The organism is Isoptericola sp. NPDC019693, assembly GCF_044389085.1.
In the GTDB taxonomy this organism is placed as follows: Bacteria; Actinomycetota; Actinomycetes; order Actinomycetales; family Cellulomonadaceae; genus Isoptericola.
In genome coordinates this window covers 282,135-301,913 of the sequence record NZ_JBIRXP010000003.1, presented here as the reverse complement: position 1 = coordinate 301,913, position 19,779 = coordinate 282,135, and the positions used below count along the sequence as shown (strand labels likewise).

12 protein-coding genes are annotated in these 19,779 nt (G+C 69.1%); all 12 read right to left on the bottom strand.

Going from position 1 to position 19,779, the window contains the following annotated elements:
- Positions 1–11 precede the first annotated feature (11 nt).
- The 12 genes from rpsJ to ACH436_RS10385 all read right to left on the bottom strand — a co-directional run bounded on the left by rpsJ (position 12) and on the right by ACH436_RS10385 (position 19,704).
- Positions 12–320: a 30S ribosomal protein S10 gene (rpsJ, locus tag ACH436_RS10440; RefSeq protein WP_013837837.1), complete on the bottom strand. Its 309-nt coding sequence runs from the start codon at positions 318–320 to the stop codon at positions 12–14.
- A gap of 492 nt (positions 321–812) precedes the next feature.
- Positions 813–2,009, bottom strand: coding sequence for an elongation factor Tu (gene tuf / locus ACH436_RS10435; RefSeq protein ID WP_430560129.1), 1,197 nt, complete (start codon positions 2,007–2,009; stop codon positions 813–815).
- A gap of 129 nt (positions 2,010–2,138) precedes the next feature.
- Positions 2,139–4,241, bottom strand: a complete 2,103-nt coding sequence (gene fusA / locus ACH436_RS10430) for an elongation factor G (RefSeq protein WP_430560128.1) — start codon at positions 4,239–4,241, stop codon at positions 2,139–2,141.
- 112 nt (positions 4,242–4,353) lie between these two features.
- Positions 4,354–4,824, bottom strand: coding sequence for a 30S ribosomal protein S7 (gene rpsG, locus ACH436_RS10425; RefSeq protein WP_429764774.1), 471 nt, complete (start codon positions 4,822–4,824; stop codon positions 4,354–4,356).
- Positions 4,824–5,198 carry a 30S ribosomal protein S12 gene (gene rpsL / locus ACH436_RS10420; protein ID WP_416342463.1) on the bottom strand — a complete coding sequence of 125 codons (375 nt, stop codon included), beginning with the start codon at positions 5,196–5,198 and terminating at the stop codon, positions 4,824–4,826. Before rpsL ends, rpsG begins: the two co-directional genes overlap by 1 nt.
- A 457-nt stretch (positions 5,199–5,655) precedes the next feature.
- Positions 5,656–9,537 carry a DNA-directed RNA polymerase subunit beta' gene (locus tag ACH436_RS10415; protein ID WP_430560127.1) on the bottom strand — a complete coding sequence of 1,294 codons (3,882 nt, stop codon included), beginning with the start codon at positions 9,535–9,537 and terminating at the stop codon, positions 5,656–5,658.
- A gap of 56 nt (positions 9,538–9,593) precedes the next feature.
- A complete protein-coding gene (rpoB, locus tag ACH436_RS10410) occupies positions 9,594–13,106 on the bottom strand; it encodes a DNA-directed RNA polymerase subunit beta (protein WP_430560126.1) in 3,513 nt (1,170 codons plus the stop codon).
- Positions 13,107–13,661: 555 nt separating this feature from the next.
- Positions 13,662–14,054, bottom strand: a complete 393-nt coding sequence (gene rplL / locus ACH436_RS10405) for a 50S ribosomal protein L7/L12 (protein WP_430560125.1) — start codon at positions 14,052–14,054, stop codon at positions 13,662–13,664.
- Between the two features lie 83 nt (positions 14,055–14,137).
- Positions 14,138–14,668, bottom strand: coding sequence for a 50S ribosomal protein L10 (gene rplJ, locus ACH436_RS10400; RefSeq protein WP_430560124.1), 531 nt, complete (start codon positions 14,666–14,668; stop codon positions 14,138–14,140).
- 283 nt (positions 14,669–14,951) lie between these two features.
- Positions 14,952–15,074: a hypothetical protein gene (locus ACH436_RS10395; protein ID WP_430560123.1), complete on the bottom strand. Its 123-nt coding sequence runs from the start codon at positions 15,072–15,074 to the stop codon at positions 14,952–14,954.
- Between the two features lie 102 nt (positions 15,075–15,176).
- A complete protein-coding gene (locus ACH436_RS10390) occupies positions 15,177–17,855 on the bottom strand; it encodes a CHAT domain-containing protein (RefSeq protein ID WP_430560122.1) in 2,679 nt (892 codons plus the stop codon).
- The gene (locus tag ACH436_RS10385) at positions 17,746–19,704 is read right to left on the bottom strand and encodes a S8 family serine peptidase (protein ID WP_430560121.1); all 1,959 of its coding nucleotides are present in this window, start codon (positions 19,702–19,704) and stop codon (positions 17,746–17,748) included. The genes ACH436_RS10390 and ACH436_RS10385 overlap by 110 nt, the downstream gene beginning before the upstream one ends.
- Positions 19,705–19,779 lie beyond the last annotated feature (75 nt).

Genomic DNA, 19,779 nt, shown 5'->3' with positions numbered 1-19,779 from the left:
CTATCCCAGCCTCAGAGCTTGATCTCGATGTTCACGTCGGCAGGCAGGTCGATCCGCATGAGCGAGTCGACGGCCTTCGGCGTGGGATCGATGATGTCGATGAGCCGCTTGTGCGTGCGCATCTCGAAGTGCTCGCGGCTGTCCTTGTACTTGTGAGGCGACCGGATGACGGTGAAGACGTTCTTCTCCGTCGGCAGCGGCACCGGACCCACGACCGTCGCACCAGCGCGCGTCACCGTGTCGACGATCTTGCGCGCCGAGCTGTCGATGACCTCGTGGTCGTAGGACTTGAGCCGGATGCGGATCTTCTGTCCCGCCATGGCGTCGTCTGACTCTCTCTCTCGAACCGCTACTGTCCGACCCCCGCGCTCGGGCGTGTCGCCTGTGTTGTCACACTGGTGCGGCACACCCGGGCACACACCTGATCGGCGTGGGGCCGTTGATTGTGGTCCGCGAGGCGGACCACGACGTTTGTCTGGCCTGTCGAGACATGTGTCCCGCGGGGCGCTCACGCGCGTCGACAGCCGGCAACCCCGCGACTCCTCCGAGAGGAGAACCGCTCCAGGCGGGTGGACCGCTCCGGGAGACCGGAGCGGTGCACGCACCGTGGTGCTACACACTGTTCGACACGAGAAAGAACGCGCCCGTGACAGGCAACCTGAACATCTTGCCACAGGGAACCCCGCGATTCCAAGCCGGAACGGGGTTCGACCGCTGTGACGCCGGACGCACCGACCCCCCGAGCATGCGGGAGGCCCGGGCCCTACCGGGCCCGGGCCTCCTGCTCAGGTGATCAGCCGAGGATCAGCAGGTCACTTGTTGATCTTGGTGACACGGCCGGAGCCGACGGTGCGGCCACCCTCACGGATGGCGAAGCCGAGGCCCTCCTCCATGGCGATGGGCTGGATCAGCTCCACCGACATCTCGGTGTTGTCGCCGGGCATGACCATCTCGGTGCCCTCGGGCAGCGTGATGACGCCGGTGACGTCCGTGGTCCGGAAGTAGAACTGCGGACGGTAGTTCGAGTAGAACGGGTTGTGACGGCCGCCCTCGTCCTTGCCCAGGATGTAGACCTGCGCCTCGAAGTTCGTGTGCGGGGTGATCGAACCCGGCTTCACGACGACCTGGCCACGCTCGACGTCCTCGCGCTTGATGCCGCGCAGGAGCAGACCGGTGTTGTCGCCGGCCTGGGCCTGGTCCATCTGCTTGTGGAACGTCTCGATACCGGTGACCGTGGTCTTCTGGGGCGCACGGATACCGACGATCTCGACCTCGGAGTTGACGTCGAGCGCACCGCGCTCCACCTTGCCGGTCACGACGGTGCCGCGGCCGGTGATGGTGAAGACGTCCTCGATCGGCATGAGGAACGGCTTGTCGAGCTCGCGGACCGGGTCCGGGACGTTCTCGTCCACGGCCTCCATGAGCTCCAGGACCTTCTTGGTCCACTCGGGGTCACCCTCGAGGGCCTTGAGGCCGGAGACGCGGACGACGGGCGCGTTGTCGCCGTCGAACTCCTGCGACGACAGCAGCTCGCGGACCTCCATCTCGACGAGCTCGAGGATCTCCTCGTCGTCGACCATGTCGGCCTTGTTCAGCGCGACCAGCAGGTAGGGGACGCCCACCTGGCGGGCCAGCAGCACGTGCTCGCGCGTCTGGGCCATCGGACCGTCGGTCGCCGCGACCACCAGGATCGCGCCGTCCATCTGGGCGGCACCGGTGATCATGTTCTTGATGTAGTCGGCGTGACCCGGAGCATCGACGTGCGCGTAGTGACGCTTGGGCGTCTCGTACTCGATGTGCGCGATGTTGATCGTGATACCGCGCTGCTTCTCCTCCGGCGCGGCGTCGATCTCGTCGAAGTTGCGCTGCGTGTTCGCCGGCAGGTCGGGGTACGTGTCCGCAAGCGTCTTCGAGATCGCGGCGGTCAGCGTCGTCTTGCCGTGGTCGACGTGCCCGATCGTGCCGATGTTGACGTGCGGCTTGGTCCGCTCGAACTTGGCCTTAGCCACTGGGGTCCTCCTGGGACTTGGGTAGATGTTCCCGAACGTTGCGAGACTCGGCGAGAGAGCCTACATCCCGCGGGGCGACGGGGGTTTCCTACAGGTTGATGGTTGTGCTGGTCGTCGACCTGTGGGGACTCACTCGCCCCGGGTCTTCTTGATGATCTCGTCAGCAACGTTGCGAGGAACCTCGGCGTAGCTGTCGAACTGCATCGAGTACACGGCGCGGCCCTGCGTCTTGGAACGCAGGTCACCGATGTACCCGAACATCTCGCTCAACGGTACCTGGGCACGCACGACCTTGACACCGGTCGCGTCCTCCATGGACTGGATCATCCCACGACGCGAGTTGATGTCACCGATCACGTCGCCCATGTACTCCTCGGGCGTCCGGACCTCGACGGCCATGACGGGCTCGAGGATGACCGGGTCGGCCCGCTTGATGCCCTCCTTGAAGACCATCGAGCCGGCGATCTTGAACGCCATCTCCGAGGAGTCGACGTCGTGGTAGGCGCCGTCGAGCAGCGTGGCCTTGACCCCCACCACGGGGAACCCGGCCAGCACGCCCTGCTGCATCGCCGACTGGATACCGGCGTCGACGGACGGGATGTACTCACGCGGGATGCGACCACCGGTGACGGCGTTGGCGAACTCGTAGAGCTCGCCCTCGGTCGTCTCGAGCGGCTCGAAGGTCACCTGGACCTTGGCGAACTGGCCCGAACCACCGGTCTGCTTCTTGTGCGTGTAGTCGATCTTCTCCGCGGTACGGCGGATCGTCTCGCGGTACGCGACCTGCGGCTTGCCGACGTTCGCCTCGACCTTGAACTCGCGACGCATACGGTCGACGAGGATGTCGAGGTGGAGCTCGCCCATGCCGCCGATGACGGTCTGGCCGGTCTCCTCGTCCAGCTTGACGCGGAAGGTCGGGTCCTCCTGGGCGAGCTTCTGGATCGCCGTGGAGAGCTTCTCCTGGTCGGCCTTCGTCTTCGGCTCGATGGCCACGTCGATGACCGGCTCGGGGAAGGTCATCGACTCGAGGATGACCGGGTTCGCCGGGTCGCAGAGCGTGTCACCGGTGGTGACGTCCTTGAGCCCGATGAAGGCGTAGATGTGCCCGGCGTGGGCCTCCTCGACCGGGTTCTCCTTGTTGGAGTGCATCTGGAAGAGCTTCCCGATGCGCTCCTTCTTGCCCTTGGTCGAGTTCTGGACCTGAGCGCCCTGCGCGACCTTGCCCGAGTAGACGCGGACGTAGGTGAGCTTGCCGAAGAACGGGTGCGTGGCGACCTTGAACGCGAGGGCCGAGAACGGCTCCGTCTCGTCCGGACGACGCTCGATGATCTTCTCCGCGTCCTTGACGTCGTGGCCCTGGACGGCCGGGACGTCGAGCGGGGTCGGCAGGTAGTCGATCACGGCGTCGAGCATGGGCTGCACGCCCTTGTTCTTGAACGCCGAGCCGCACAGCACCGGGAAGGCCTCGGAGCGGATGACGAGCTTGCGGATGCCGGACTTGATCTCGGCGACCGTGAGCTCCTCGCCACCGAGGAACTTCTCGAGCAGCTCGTCGTCCGCCTCGGCGACGGCCTCGACGAGCTCGGCCCGGTACTGCTCGGCCTTCTCGACGAGGTCGGCCGGGATCTCCTCGACCGCGTACTCCTCGCCCATCTTGGTGTCGCCGCGCCAGGTCAGCGCCTTCATCTCGAGAAGGTCGACGACGCCCTCGAAGTCGTTCTCGGCGCCGATCGGCAGCTGGATGACCAGCGGCTTCGCCTTGAGGCGGTTGACGATGGTGTCGACCGTGAAGTAGAAGTCCGCGCCGAGCTTGTCCATCTTGTTGACGAAGCAGATGCGCGGGACGTCGTACTTGTCGGCCTGGCGCCACACGGTCTCCGACTGGGGCTCCACGCCCTCCTTGCCGTCGAACACCGCGACGGCACCGTCGAGCACGCGCAGGGAGCGCTCGACCTCGACGGTGAAGTCCACGTGACCCGGGGTGTCGATGATGTTGATCTGGTTGTTCTTCCAGTAGCAGGTCGTCGCGGCGGACGTGATCGTGATGCCGCGCTCCTGCTCCTGCTCCATCCAGTCCATCGTCGACGCACCGTCGTGCGTCTCACCGATCTTGTAGTTCACACCGGTGTAGAACAGGATGCGCTCGGTGGTGGTGGTCTTGCCGGCATCGATGTGGGCCATGATGCCGATGTTGCGGACCTTGTTCAGGTCGGTCAGCACGTCGAGTGCCACGGTGTCTTACCCCTTGTCGGTGGAAGGTCGGAAGCCGGGCCGGAGGGCCGGCTGCCGGCCGGTTCCGGATCCTCGGACGGCCCCGGGGATCACCCGGGGCCGTCCGTGCGCATCACCAGCGGTAGTGCGCGAAGGCCTTGTTCGAGTCGGCCATCTTGTGCATGTCCTCGCGGCGCTTCACGGCGGCACCGAGGCCGTTGGAGGCGTCGAGGATCTCGTTCATGAGGCGCTCGGTCATCGTCTTCTCGCGGCGGGCGCGCGAGAAGTCCGTGAGCCAGCGCAGCGCGAGCGTCGTGGAACGCACGGGGCGCACCTCGACCGGCACCTGGTAGGTGGCGCCACCGACACGGCGGGAGCGGACCTCGAGGGCCGGGCGGACGTTCTCCAGCGCGCGCTTGAGCACGACGACCGGGTCCTGGTCCGTCTTGGCACGGACGCCCTCGAGGGCGCCGTAGACGATCGCCTCGGCGGTGGACTTCTTGCCGTCGAGCAGGACCTTGTTGATCAGCTGCGTGACGACGGGCGACCCGTAGACGGGGTCGACGATGAGCGGCCGCTTGGGGGCCGGACCCTTGCGAGGCATCAGGCCTTCTCCTTCTTCGCGCCGTACTTGCTGCGGGCCTGCTTGCGGTTCTTCACGCCCTGCGTGTCGAGCGCGCCGCGCACGATCTTGTAGCGGACACCCGGGAGGTCCTTCACACGGCCGCCGCGGACGAGCACGATCGAGTGCTCCTGCAGGTTGTGGCCGACACCGGGGATGTACGCGGTGACCTCGGTACCCGAGGACAGCTTGACGCGCGCGACCTTGCGGAGCGCGGAGTTCGGCTTCTTGGGGGTGGTGGTGTACACGCGGGTGCACACGCCGCGCCGCTGGGGCGAGTCCTTGAGGGCCGGCGTCTTCGACGCCACGGCCTTCGTGGACCGGCCCTTGCGGACGAGCTGCTGGATCGTAGGCACTACGTCTCCGTCGTCTTCTCGAGCTCACGAGGGCCGGCCGGCCCTCGACGGTGGTCTGTCTGGCTTGTGCGTGCCGATCGCATGCGGCACCCGCGGCCCTCACGGACCGCAACGCCACTTACCACCGGCTCGATGGCCCGGATCAGCTCAGCTCCCCCGCCCTCACGGACGGTCCGAGCGATCTTCCCGGGGTACCTGTGCGCTCAGGTCGGCGACGCCTCCGGCAGCCGGCCCGAGCCGGAAGGCTCTGGGCTGACAGCGGGATGCGCGCGCGACGGCACGGGCACGGCTTCCAAGATTACCCGCGGAAGCAAGCGGGGTCAAAGGTGCAGGAAGGACGCACGCTGTGACGTGCGCCCCGCCTCGCCGAGGTAGTACGGAGTACGCCGCGCCCGCTCGATGAGCGGACGCGGCGTACTACCTCGCCGAGGCTCGGACTACCTCGGCACTGGCGGGATCAGCGGAAGTCGCCGAAGTCCAGGTCCTCCAGCGGGATCGCCTCGCCCGAGCCCATGCCGAGCGTCGGGAAGTCGATCTCGTCGTAGCCGAAGCTCGGGTAGAGCTCGGCCTTGGCCTGCTCGGTCGGCTCGACCTCGATGTTCCGGTAGCGGGGCAGGCCCGTACCGGCGGGGATGAGCTTACCGAGGATGACGTTCTCCTTGAGGCCCAGCAGCGGGTCACGACGGCCGCTCATCGACGCCTCGGTGAGCACGCGGGTGGTCTCCTGGAAGGAGGCCGCCGAGAGCCACGAGTCGGTGGCGAGCGAGGCCTTCGTGATGCCCATGAGCTCGGGACGGCCGGAGGCCGGCTGGCCACCCTCCGCCACCGCGCGACGGTTCGCGTCCTCGAAGCGGACGCGCTCCGCGAGCTCGCCCGGCAGCAGGTGCGAGTCACCCGAGTCGAGCACGGTCACGCGACGCAGCATCTGCCGCACGATGACCTCGATGTGCTTGTCGTGGATGTCCACGCCCTGCGAGCGGTAGGTCTCCTGGACCTCGTCCACCAGGTGCTTCTGGGTGGCACGCGGGCCGAGGATGCGCAGCACCTTCTTCGGGTCGACGGCGCCCTGGACCAGCTGGGTGCCGACCTGGACCTGCTCGCCGTCGGCGATCAGGAGGCGGGCACGCTTGGTCACCGGGTAGCGGATCTCCTCGCCGCCGTCGGCCGGCGTGAGGACCAGGTGGCGCGTGCGCTCCGTGTCCTCGATCGCCACGGTGCCGGTGTACTCCGCGATCGGGGCCTCACCCTTGGGGGTGCGGGCCTCGAACAGCTCGGTGACACGGGGCAGACCCTGCGTGATGTCCTCCGCGGAGGCGACACCACCGGTGTGGAAGGTACGCATCGTCAGCTGCGTGCCCGGCTCACCGATGGACTGCGCCGCGATGATGCCGACGGCCTCGCCGATGTCCACCAGCTTGCCGGTGGCCAGGGAGCGGCCGTAGCACTTGGCGCAGGTGCCGACGCGCGACTCGCAGGTCAGCACGGAGCGGACCTTGACGTTCTCGATGCCGGCGGCGATCACCTTGTCGATGATCACGTCGCCCGCGTCCGAGCCCGCCTCGGCCACGACGTTGCCGTCCGCGTCCACGACGTCCGTCGCGAACGTGCGCGAGTAGATGCTCGTCTCGACGCGCGGGTGCGGCACCAGCACGTCGCCGATGCGCTCGGCGACGGGCAGCGTGAGGCCGCGCTCGGTGCCGCAGTCCTCCTCGCGGATGATGACGTCCTGCGACACGTCGACCAGACGACGGGTCAGGTAGCCGGAGTCCGCGGTACGCAGCGCCGTGTCGGCCAGACCCTTGCGGGCACCGTGCGAGGCGATGAAGTACTCGAGGACGGACAGGCCCTCGCGGTAGTTGGACTTGATCGGGCGCGGGATGATCTCGCCCTTCGGGTTCGCCACGAGGCCGCGCATACCGGCGATCTGACGGACCTGCATCCAGTTACCACGGGCGCCCGAGGACACCATGCGGTACAGCGTGTTCCGCGAGTTGCTCTCGAGGTTCTCGCGCATGACCGACGCGATCTTGTCGGTGGCCTGGGTCCAGATCTCGATGAGCTCCTGACGGCGCTCGTCGTCGGTGATCAGACCCTTGTCGAACTGGTCCTGGACCTTCAGCGCACGCTGCTCGTGCTCGTCCAGGATGTCGTTCTTGACCTCCGGCATCGCGACGTCGGAGATCGCGATCGTGACGCCCGAGCGCGTGGCCCAGCGGTAGCCGGCGTCCTTCAGCGCGTCGAGCGACGTCGCGACGTCGACCTTCGGGTAGCGCTCCGCCAGGTCGTTGACGATCGTCGAGAGCTCCTTCTTGCCGACGACCCCGTTCTGGAACGGGTAGTCGATCGGGAGCGCTTCGTTGAAGATCGTGCGGCCCAGCGTGGTCTCGAACAGCAGCGGCTGCCCGGGCTCCCAGCCCTCGGGGGCCTCGAAGCCCTTGGTCGGCGGAACGAGGTCCGACATCCGCAGCTTGATCGTGGCGTTGAGGTCCAGCTCGCCGCGGTCGAGCGCCATGATCGCCTCGGCCTGCGAGGAGAACACGCGCCCCTCCCCCGTCGCGCCGGGGCGGTCCGAGGTGAGGTGGTGCAGACCGATGATCATGTCCTGCGAGGGCATGGTCACCGGACGGCCGTCCGACGGCTTGAGGATGTTGTTGCTCGAGAGCATGAGGATGCGGGCCTCGGCCTGCGCCTCGGCGCTCAGGGGCAGGTGGACCGCCATCTGGTCGCCGTCGAAGTCCGCGTTGAACGCGGCGCACACGAGCGGGTGCAGGTGGATGGCCTTGCCCTCGACGAGCTGCGGCTCGAACGCCTGGATGCCCAGGCGGTGCAGGGTGGGGGCACGGTTCAGCAGCACCGGGTGCTCCTGGATGACCTCCTCCAGCACGTCCCACACCTCGCCGCGGGTCCGCTCGACCATGCGCTTGGCGCTCTTGATGTTCTGCGCGTGGTTGAGCTCGACGAGCCGCTTCATGACGAACGGCTTGAACAGCTCGAGCGCCATCTGCTTGGGCAGGCCGCACTGGTGCAGCTTGAGCTGCGGGCCGACCACGATGACCGAACGGCCCGAGTAGTCGACGCGCTTGCCGAGCAGGTTCTGGCGGAACCGGCCCTGCTTGCCCTTGAGCATGTCGGAGATCGACTTCAGCGGGCGGTTGCCCGGCCCGGTGACCGGACGGCCGCGGCGACCGTTGTCGAACAGCGAGTCCACGGCCTCCTGGAGCATCCGCTTCTCGTTGTTGACGATGATCTCCGGCGCACCCAGGTCGAGCAGGCGCTTGAGCCGGTTGTTGCGGTTGATCACGCGGCGGTACAGGTCGTTGAGGTCCGACGTCGCGAACCGGCCACCGTCGAGCTGCACCATCGGGCGCAGGTCCGGCGGGATGACCGGGACGGCGTCGAGCACCATCGCCGTGGGCGAGTTGGTCGTCGTCAGGAACGCGTTGACGACCTTGAGGCGCTTGAGCGCACGCGTCTTGCGCTGCCCCTTGCCGGTGCGGATGGTCTCGCGCAGCGACTCGGCCTCGGCCTCCAGGTCGAAGCTCTCGAGGCGCTTCTGGATCGCCGCGGCGCCCATCGAGCCCTCGAAGTACGTGCCGTACCGGTCGACGAGCTGGCGGTACAGCATCTCGTCGCCCTCGAGGTCCGCGACCTTGAGGTTCTTGAACCGGTCCCAGACCTGCTCGAGGCGGTCCAGCTCCTGGTCGGCACGCTTGCGCAGCTGCGCCATCTCGCGCTCGGCGGAGTCGCGCACCTTGCGGCGCGCGTCAGCCTTGGCGCCCTCGGCCTCCAGCTCGGCCAGGTCGGCCTCGAGCTTGGCGGCGCGGGTGTTGATGTCGTTGTCGCGGCGGTCCGAGATCTCCTTCTTCTCCAGGTCGATCTCGTTCTGGAGGTTCGGGAGGTCCTCGTGGCGGGCCTCGTCGTCGACCCACGTGACCATGTAGGCCGCGAAGTAGATGACCTTCTCCAGGTCCTTCGGGGCCAGGTCGAGCAGGTAGCCGAGGCGCGACGGCACACCCTTGAAGAACCAGATGTGCGTGACCGGGGCGGCGAGCTCGATGTGCCCCATGCGCTCACGGCGCACCTTCGAGCGCGTCACCTCGACGCCGCAGCGCTCGCAGATGATGCCCTTGAAGCGCACGCGCTTGTACTTGCCGCAGTAGCACTCCCAGTCCCGGGTGGGGCCGAAGATCTTCTCGCAGAAGAGCCCGTCCTTCTCCGGCTTCAGGGTGCGGTAGTTGATGGTCTCGGGCTTCTTGACCTCTCCGTGCGACCAGGCACGGATGTCGTCGGCCGTGGCCAGGCCGATACGCAGCTCGTCGAAGACGTTGACGTCGAGCAAGATGTCCTACTTCCTCAAAGCTTTCGAATGTCCGTGGAGTTCAGCTGGTCGCTGGATCAGATCTCGTCGACCGTGGCGGCCGAGTTGGGGCGTCGGGACAGATCGATGCCCAGCTCCTCCGCGGCGCGGTACACCTCGTCGTCGGACTCCTTCATCTCGATGGAGGTCCCGTCGCTCGAGAGCACCTCGACGTTCAGGCACAGCGACTGCATCTCCTTGAGGAGCACCTTGAAGGACTCCGGGATGCCCGAGTCGGGGATGTTCTCGCCCTTGACGATCGCCTCGTAGACCTTCACGCGGCCCGGGACGTCGTCGGACTTGATGGTGAGCAGCTCCTGCAGCGTGTAGGCCGCGCCGTACGCCTCGAGGGCCCACACCTCCATCTCGCCGAAGCGCTGGCCGCCGAACTGCGCCTTACCACCCAGCGGCTGCTGCGTGATCATCGAGTACGGGCCGGTCGAGCGCGCGTGGATCTTGTCGTCGACCAGGTGGTGGAGCTTGAGGATGTACATGTAGCCCACCGACACCGGGTCCGGGAACGGCTCGCCGGAGCGGCCGTCGAACAGCCGGGCCTTGCCGTCGGTCGCGACCATGCGGTCGCCGTCGCGGTTCGGCAGCGTCGTGGAGAGCAGGCCGCGCAGGCCCGACTCCTCGAGCCCGTCGAACACCGGCGTCGCCACCGGCGTCCCCGGCTCCGACTTCGACGCGACCTCGGGCAGGGTCTCCTTCCAGGAGAGGTCCTCGCCCTCGGCCAGCTCGATGTCCCAGCCGCGGCTCGCGACCCACCCGAGGTGCGTCTCGAGGACCTGACCGACGTTCATACGACCGGGCACGCCCAGCGGGTTGAGGATGACGTCGACCGGCGTGCCGTCGGGCAGGAACGGCATGTCCTCCTGCGGCAGGATCTTCGAGATGACGCCCTTGTTGCCGTGGCGGCCGGCGAGCTTGTCACCGACGGTGATCTTGCGGCGCTGGGCGATGTAGACGCGGACCAGCTGGTTCACGCCGGCGGGCAGCTCGTCGCCGTCCTCGCGGTTGAACTCGCGGACGCCGATGACGGTGCCCTGCTCGCCGTGGGGCACCTTGAGGGAGGTGTCGCGCACCTCGCGGGCCTTCTCGCCGAAGATGGCGCGCAGCAGGCGCTCCTCCGGGGTCAGCTCGGTCTCGCCCTTCGGGGTGACCTTGCCGACCAGCACGTCGCCGGCGCCGACCTCGGCACCGATGCGGATGACGCCGCGCTCGTCGAGGTCCGCCAGGACGTCCTCGGAGACGTTCGGGATGTCCCGCGTGATCTCCTCGGGCCCGAGCTTCGTGTCGCGGGCGTCGACCTCGTGCTCCTCGATGTGGATCGAGGACAGGACGTCGTCCTCCACGAGGCGCTGCGACAGGATGATCGCGTCCTCGTAGTTGTGGCCCTCCCACGACATGAACGCCACGAGCAGGTTGCGGCCGAGCGCGAGGTCGCCCTCGTCGGTCGCCGGGCCGTCGGCCAGCACGGAGCCGACCTCGACCCGCTGGCCCTCGTCCACGAGCACGCGCTGGTTGTAGCTGGTGCCCTGGTTCGAGCGGCGGAACTTGGCCGCGCGGTACGAGCCGGTGGTGCCGTCGTCGTTCGCGACGAGGACCAGGTCGGCCGAGACCTCGGTGACCACACCGGGCTTGGTCGCCACGATGACGTCGCCGGCGTCGACCGCCGCACGACGCTCCATGCCGGTGCCGACCAGCGGCGCCTCGGAGCGCACCAGCGGCACGGCCTGGCGCTGCATGTTCGCGCCCATGAGCGCGCGGTTCGCGTCGTCGTGCTCGAGGAACGGGATGAGCGCCGTCGCGACGGACACCATCTGGCGCGGCGAGACGTCCATGTAGTCGACCTCGGCCGGCGGCAGGTCGTCGGTCTCGCCGCCCTTGGTGCGCACCAGGACACGGTCGTTGAGGAACGTGCCGTCCACGGCGAGCTCGGTGTTCGCCTGGGCGATGATGTGCCGGTCCTCGTCGTCGGCGGTCAGGTAGACGATCTCGTCCGTGACCTTGCCGTCGACGACCTTGCGGTACGGCGTCTCGATGAAGCCGAACGGGTTGATGCGACCGAACGACGCGAGCGAGCCGATCAGACCGATGTTCGGGCCCTCAGGGGTCTCGATCGGGCACATGCGGCCGTAGTGCGACGGGTGGACGTCACGGACCTCCATGCCGGCACGGTCGCGGGACAGACCACCCGGGCCGAGGGCGTTCAGACGACGCTTGTGCGTCAGGCCCGCCAGCGGGTTGTTCTGGTCCATGAACTGCGACAGCTGCGAGGTGCCGAAGAACTCGCGGATCGACGCCACCACGGGGCGGATGTTGATCAGCGTCTGCGGCGTGATCGCCTCGACGTCCTGCGTCGTCATGCGCTCGCGGACCACGCGCTCCATGCGGGACAGGCCCGTGCGCACCTGGTTCTGGATGAGCTCGCCGACGGCGCGGATGCGGCGGTTGCCGAAGTGGTCGATGTCGTCGGTCTCGACGCGGACCTCGGTCGGCTGGCCGTCGCGGGTGCCCGGGATGGTCTCCAGGTCGGCGTGCAGCGCGGCGAGGTACTTGATCGTCGCGACGACGTCGGTCACCGAGAGCGTCGAGTCCGCCAGCGGCGCGTCGACGCCGAGCTTCTTGCTGATCTTGTAGCGGCCGACCTTCGCCAGGTCGTAGCGCTTCGGGTTGAAGTAGAAGTTCTCGAGCAGCGCGCGACCGGCCTCGACCGTGGGCGGCTCGCCCGGACGGATCTTGCGGTACAGGTCGACGAGGGCCTCGTCCTGCGTGTGGACGTGGTCCTTCTCGAGGGTGTCGAGCACCGACGGGAAGCTGGCGAACTCCTCGCGGATCTCCGCCTCCGTGAGGCCCAGGGCCTTGAGGAGGACGGTGACGGGCTGCTTGCGCTTGCGGTCGACGCGCACGCCGACGGCGTCGCGCTTGTCGATCTCGAACTCGAGCCAGGCGCCGCGCGACGGGATGACCTTCGCCGAGAAGACGTCCTTGTCGCTCGTCTTGTCGGGCGTGCGCTCGAAGTAGACGCCCGGGGAACGCACCAGCTGCGAGACGACGACGCGCTCGGTGCCGTTGATGATGAACGTGCCGCGCGCGGTCATGAGCGGGAAGTCGCCCATGAAGACCGTCTGGCTCTTGATCTCACCGGTCGTGTAGTTGACGAACTCGGCCGTCACGAACAGCGGGGCGGCGAAGGTGAAGTCCTTCTCCTTGCACTCCTCCGCCGTGTACTTCGGCGGCTCGAAGCGGTGGTTCGAGAAGGAGAGGGACATCGACTGGCCGAAGTCCTCGATCGGCGAGATCTCCTCGAAGATCTCCTCGAGGCCCGACGTCGCCGGGACGTCGGAGCGGCCGGCGGCGGTGGCCGCCTCGACCCGGGCCTGCCAGGCGGGGCTGCCGAGGAGCCAGTCGAAGCTCTCGGTCTGCAGCCCGAGGAGGTCGGGGACCTCGAGCGGCTCGTAGATCTTGGCGAAGGAGACGCGGCGGGAAGCGGTGCGGTTCGCGATGGCGTCGGCGGACGGAACAGAAGGGGTGCGCGAGGCAGCCAAGAGGGGTCCTTCCCTGCAGTTCGATGGCACGCTGTACGCTCAGCGAGGCTGCAGGCGCCGGACCGCGGCGGGAGGAACCGGCCCAGGGGTCACGAAGAGGTGATCACGGGGGGCGGGACTTCGTCAGCGGGGAGGCGTCGGGGCACAAGCGAGCGCAAAGCGCTAGCGTAGCCAGAACTTCGTCGTTTGTCCAACTCGCGCGGGCACACGAGCGGACGCCCTCGGTTCTGGGTCTTGAGGACGTTGTCTCGGTGGCCGCCATATGCCGCCCAAGAAACGGTTGTCGGACCAGCCTAACCCGTGCTAGGGAGCCGGGGCCAGGTTCGGGGGCGCGACGTCGGTCACGACACCACACCTCCACAACCGCGGACCGGCGGGCTCGTCGTCGGCCGGTGCCGCAGTTTCGGCTCGGCGCGGCAGTTCGGACTGCCGCGCCGAGCCGAAACTGCCGCGCCGAGCGATGACGTCGCCCGTCCCCGTCCCCGACGCAGCGAGGCCCGCACCCCCGAAGGGATGCGGGCCTCGCGGAAGCGATGCGCGGCTAGGCCGCGACGATCACTTGAGGGTGACGGTGGCGCCGGCGCCCTCGAGGGCAGCCTTGGCCTTCTCGGCCGTCTCCTTGTTCGCGGCCTCCAGGACCGGCTTCGGGGCGCCGTCCACGAGGTCCTTGGCCTCCTTCAGGCCGAGGGACGTGAGCGCGCGCACCTCCTTGATGACCTGGATCTTCTTGTCGCCGGCGGCCTCGAGGATGACGTCGAACTCGTCCTTCTCCTCGGCGGCCTCGGCGCCACCGGCACCACCGGCGGCGGGGGCGGCAACCGCGACGGCGGCGGGAGCAGCGGCGGTGACCTCGAACTTCTCCTCGAAGGCCTTCACGAAGTCGTTGAGCTCGATGAGCGTGAGCTCCTCGAAGGCGGCCAGGAGCTCGTCGGTGCTGAGCTTCGCCATGATGGCGTTCCTTTCGGTTGGTGCGTCCTGGGGCCTGGGGCCCCGCAGAAGCAAGGGAGGGGGTTGTGCTTGCCGTACCGCCGTCAGGCGGCAGCGGCCTCCGATTCCTGCTTCTGACGCAGGGCATCGATGACGCGAGCGGCCTGGGCCGGCTTCGCGCTGAAGGCGTAGGCAGCCTGGAAGAGCTTGGCCTTCATCGCGCCGGCCGTCTTGGCCAGCAGGACCTCGCGGGACTCGAGGTCCGCGAGCTTGGTGATCTCTGCAGCGGTCAGCGGCTTCCCGTCAAGGACACCGCCCTTGATGACCAGTGCAGGGTTCGCCTTGGCGAAGTCACGCAGACCCTTGGCGGCCTCGACCGGGTCGCCGGTCACGAACGCGATCGCGGAGGGACCCTTGAGGTCGGCCTCGAACGCGTCGATCCCGGCCTCCTTGGCCGCGATGGACGTCAGCGTGTTCTTCACCACGGCGTAGGTTGCGTTGCCGCTGAGCGACCGACGCAGCTCCTTGAGCTGTGCGACGGTGAGCCCGCGGTACTCGGTCAGCACGGCCGCGTTCGAGTCACGGAACTTGTCCGCGACCTCCGCGACAGCGGCTGCCTTGTCCGGCCTCGCCATGGCAATCCTTCCGGTGGTGGTGCCACCGGTACCTGAAAGAGAAAGAGCCCCGGCGCAGGTGCGCACGGGGCTCGGAGCTCACAGCGGACTGTGTGATCGTCGTCGTGTCACCTACGCAGGCCCCCGCTCTCACGGGACTTCGGTCTTCTGCTTCCTGGGCGAGCCCGGGCAGCGTCGGACGACCGGCGGTCTTGGGTTACCTGAGAACTGTACACGACGGCAGGCGGCGGTCGGCACGCTCGACGCCGACCGCCGCCCTCTCGTCGACGGCGCTCGGTGGCCGTCAGTGGGTGGTGAACGGGTGCTGCGGGCCCGGAGGCTCCGCCGACGCGGTGGCGGCGGCGCCGACCACGGCGGTGGCGGCGAGCAGCAGACCTGCGATGACGCGGGTGGCACGTGTCTTCATCGAACGTCCTTCCGTCGATCGTCCCCGCCCTCGGGCGGGTGCCGAGGCTCGGCGCACCCATCCCAGCGGTCACCGGGGGGGGAGCACAAGGTGTCGTCCACATCACAAGACGAGCGGCCCGAAGCACACCAGGGGCACCGGCTCCGGCTCGTCCGCGACGGCGCGCGCGAGCGCCTCCCCCGGCCGCAGCCCCTCACGAAGACCTCGGTGGAGCGCCGGCATGACGCGCACCGCGACCTCGTCGCGCAGAGGCGCGACACTGGCGATCACGGCCCGTGCGCCCATGCGCAGCAGCACGCTCGTCAGCCCCAGAGGCTCACCTCCGTGCTTGATGCTGACGGACCCGACGTCGCACGCCGAGAGGACCATGACGCAGCGGGCGAGATCCGTCCCGTCGAGCTCGTGCGCGAACATCGGCCCGTCCGCGAGCCGGACGCTCGAGAAGACCGGATTGTCAGGTTCGTGCTGTCCATGGGCGGCCAGGTGGACGATCGCGTGGCCGTCGAGCTCACCGGCCACGGCATCGCACGTGGCGCTCTCCCCGGTGAGGACGGTCGTCCCGGCACCCCACACCGTCGCGACGGCGTCTGCCTCCGCCGGGGCGTGCCGCAGTTCCGGACCCGCCACCACGAGCGCCGTCCCAGGGCTCCATTCTGCCGTCCCGCGTGCCACCCACGAGTTCACGACCGTCGACGTCCCCCGGCGCGACGGGAGCGACGCCCACGGCAGGGAGACCAGCCGACCACGCGCTGCGACGTAGAGCGGTTCCCCGGGATCGACGCCGCGCAGCAGCGTCGTGTCCAGCCACGCAAGGTCGCGCTCGAGGGACCTCAGGGCGGCCGCCCGCATCGGCTCGGGGATCAACGGGTTGGCCAGGACGTACTGGTCGGCCCGTACCCGCCGTGCCCGCTCGACGACCTCCGCGACGTGGCCCAGCTCCATGACCTGGGCTCCGAACCGGTCGACACGGACTGCAAGGACCCTCCCCTGGTAGAGCGCCAGGTTGAGCACCACGCGATCCGACGCTGCCGCGCGCAGCTCGGCCCGGATCGCGCGCACGGTCGCTGCACGCGGCACCTCCGCCTCGCCGCCGACCTGCCACGAGCGTTCGCGTGCCCGATCCTGGAGGCGCCGTGCTTCACGCCGAAGCTGCGACGCTTCGTGCGACGAGTCCGGCTTCTCTGCCTCCAGCATGCGAGCGCGGTCCAGCAGGCGTCGTGCGGCGGACACCAGCGCCGCCGTCTCACGATCCGCCGACGGCCTGACCCTGCCGGATCCTGCAAACGTCGCGCGCCCCCGTTCGAGCGCATCGAAAAGGGCGTCCGCCCTGCCGTCGTCCAACGCCGCGACGATGTCGACCGCCTGGAGCCGGACACCGTGGGCTGCCGCTGCGGTGACGGCCTCGACCGCGCCGAGTCGCTGTCGCTGCTGCGCCAGGAGCTCCTGCCCGCGCCGGATCGCCGCAACACCGGCGCGGCGGTCACCCTGCCCGAAGGCGACGAGGGCACGGACGGCCTCGGCGCGCAGCCGCGTCCCCAGGGCGAGACCGGAGCGCGTCGGCAGATGGCGCAGGTGGTCCACCGCAGCATCGAAGTCGCCCGCGCGTGCGAGGGCGTCGGCCGCGACGAGGGAGACGTCCGCGGCGAGCCGCGCCCCTCCGGGCACCACGCCCGCCGCGTCCAGCACCTGCTCCGCCGTTCTCGCGAGCCGACGGACGCGCGCGGGCGGCGATCCGTCGTCGATGAGCTGTCCGTGCCTGGCGTCCAGACCGATCAGGTCCGCACGCAGCTCCAGGAGTCGGTCGCCGGTGCGACGCGCAGAAGCGCGAACGCTGCGTGCGAGCGCCAACGCCTCCTGGTGGCGCTCGAGCCCGACGAGGCATCGGGCCCGGGCGAGCCGGGCGTCCAGGAGGTCGCGCCGGGCCGCGGTCGACGAGAGCAGCTGTCCGGCTTGCCGCAGCGACTCCTCGGCGTCGGTCAGGAGACCGGCCTCGTAGAGGACCGCCGCCTTGTCCATGAGGCCCACGCCCGCGTGCTCTGGCGGCGCGCCCCGTGCCGCGTCCGCCATCGAACGCAGCGCGGCCGGAAGCTCCCCCCGGAGGAAGAGCGCATAGCCGAGGTTGTGGGCCGCCATCGCGTGCAGCGCCGGTTCGACCCCCGCGCCGGTCATCGAGACGCAACGCTCGAAGTCTCGCGCCGCCAGCTCTGTCTCGCCTCGCTCGAGACGGAGCGAGCCGCGATTGAGGTAGACCGCACCGAGGTCGGGACCGTCCGGGAGGCCCTTCTCCGCGCTGGAGAGATCGGTCAGGGCCTCGTCGAGCTGCCCACGTCTCAGCCGCAGCAACCCGCGACGGCCGTCGACCAAGGCCACGAGGGCGACCTCGCCGCTCATCTCTGCCCACCAGCGGGCCTCGGCCAGCAAAGCCAGGCAGGCCTCCGTGGCGGCACCCTGCTCGGACATGCACCGGGACTCACCCACCAGAGCCCGAACGTGCAGCTCCGCCACCTGCTCCGGCACGACGGGGTCGAGACGCCCGAGATCGCGGCGCACCGCTCGGTACTGGCGCACTGCCAGACCGAACCGGCGCCGGACACGATCGTTGTCGAGTGCTCGGTCGAGCGCCCCGCGCAGCGCAACGACGGGATCGTCGCCCAAGGCCTCGCCTCCCCGATCACTCCATCGCAGCGCTCCCCGGAGGAGTGAGCCCCGTGTGCTCCGTGACGGCCGTCCAGGCATCGTCCAGGCGGAACCCCTGTACCTGCGAAACGCTACCGCCCCCACCCGACGACAGGACGCCCCGCACCCGCTCCGCACGCCGCTCGACCAACGTGGAGGCGATCTCGCCCGCCAGGACCGGCGCAGCGAACGACGTGCCGCTCCACGTCGCGAACCCTCCCTGGAAACCCTCGATGTCGAGGGTAGCCCTGTGCCCTGCGCCGAATCGGTTCTCGATCCGCAGCGAGGGCGTGATCGGACCGTCCAGCGTGGTCGGGATCGTGCTCACCACCGCGGCCCCGCACCGGGTCGTCGTGACCCAGCGGCCGTCGTTGCTGAACAACGCTGTCGTCCCGTCGGGGTTCTCGGCACCGACGGCGAGCACAGGCGGCGCCTCGTCCGTCGGTGACGGCCCGATCGCTTTCGCGCGCACACGCCCGTCGCGCGGATCGCGCGTCCGCTCGACGAGAGGCGCTAGGGCCGCGGGAAAGCTCGGACGCGTCGTACCGTCGTTCCCCGCCGCCGTCACGACCACCACACCGCTCGACCGCAGCTCGTCGATGACGGCGCGCAGCGCGTCCGTCACGCCGAGCTCCTCAGCCTCCTCGTGGTAGTAGCCGAGGGAGAGCACCACGACGTCGACGGGGGCACCGGCGTCGCCGGGAGCATCGCCGGCGGCCAGGCCGAGCTGGTGGAACTCCAGCAGTCGGCTGAGAGTCATCACCAGGTCCGACTCCGCCCCGACACCGTCGCCGCCGACCACTCTGACCGGCAGGATCGCCGCGTCGGGGCACTTCTGGTGGACGATGCCGGCGATAAAGGTCCCATGGCCGGCCACGGGGTCGAGCGGACCGGTCAGCGCGGCGGCGCTGGCCCCTCCGATCTCGGCGTCCTCGCTCCGTCGTGCGGGCACGGGTTGTGTCCCGATCGGGCGGCCGTCGGGCAGGACGGCGTGCCGCACGACGACGCCGTTGCCGTCGACGTCGGCGGCAGGGTCGTCTCGTTCCGCGATGTCATAGGTCCCGAACCAAGGATGGGTGCCCAGCCCCGTGTCGACGATCGCCACCAGTGGTCGGACCATGCCGCCCTCGGTGACGTACGGCGACGGCCCGTCCGGATACCGGCGCGCGGGCCGCCCGCCCAACCAGGCGACGGGAGCACGGCCGCCCCACCCCGGGACCGCGTACTCCGCCATGCCGCGCATGGGGGACGAGGCGAAGGGCGAGCTGGTGAACGGCGAACTGGTGAACGGCGAACTGGTGAACGGCGAACTGGTGAACGGCGACGACGTGAAGGGCGAACTGGTGAACGGCGACGATGTGAAGGGCGAAGACGTAAACGGTGAGCTCGTGAACGGCGACGACGTGAACGGCGAGCTCGTGAACGGACGCGCCAGCATCACATGGTCGAGGCTCACGCGCCGGCACCCGTGACCACCGCCGAGCTCGAGCCGGCCGCCAAGCGCCTCCACGATCTCCCACGCGTCCGGCTCGTCCCCGTCCCTGTCGGGGACCAGGCGAAGAGCGAACGCGAAGTCGTCGTCGCAGTCGTCAGCCGCGGGCCCACCGTCCGGGCGACGGCTGCGTCGTCGTCCCGCGGACTCCAGGGCAAGGGTGCAGCCGCGGTCACGTGCGAGTCGCTCGATCTCCGTGACCTCGGCGTCCTCGGCCTGCTCCCCATCGCTGGCGAGCGGGGTCACGCCCTGCACGTCCACAGGGCCGTTCGGCCCGTCGACGAATCGACGAGGGGGCGGACCCTGCACGATCACTCTGTCGGCCACGTACCAGGTGGGGCGCACGGCAGGCACGCCGGGACGGCGCCTCACCAGCGACGGGTCCAGGAAGCGCACCGGCCGGTAGTCGTGGTTCGGGTCCGGCACCGCCGCTCCTGCGGCCTGGTCTGGGGTCTCGCTCACCTGCTCCTCCTCGAGTGGGCACGCCTACGGGCGTGCAAGAGCCCGCGTCCGTAGGCCGCGCGGGTGGGTCGTGTG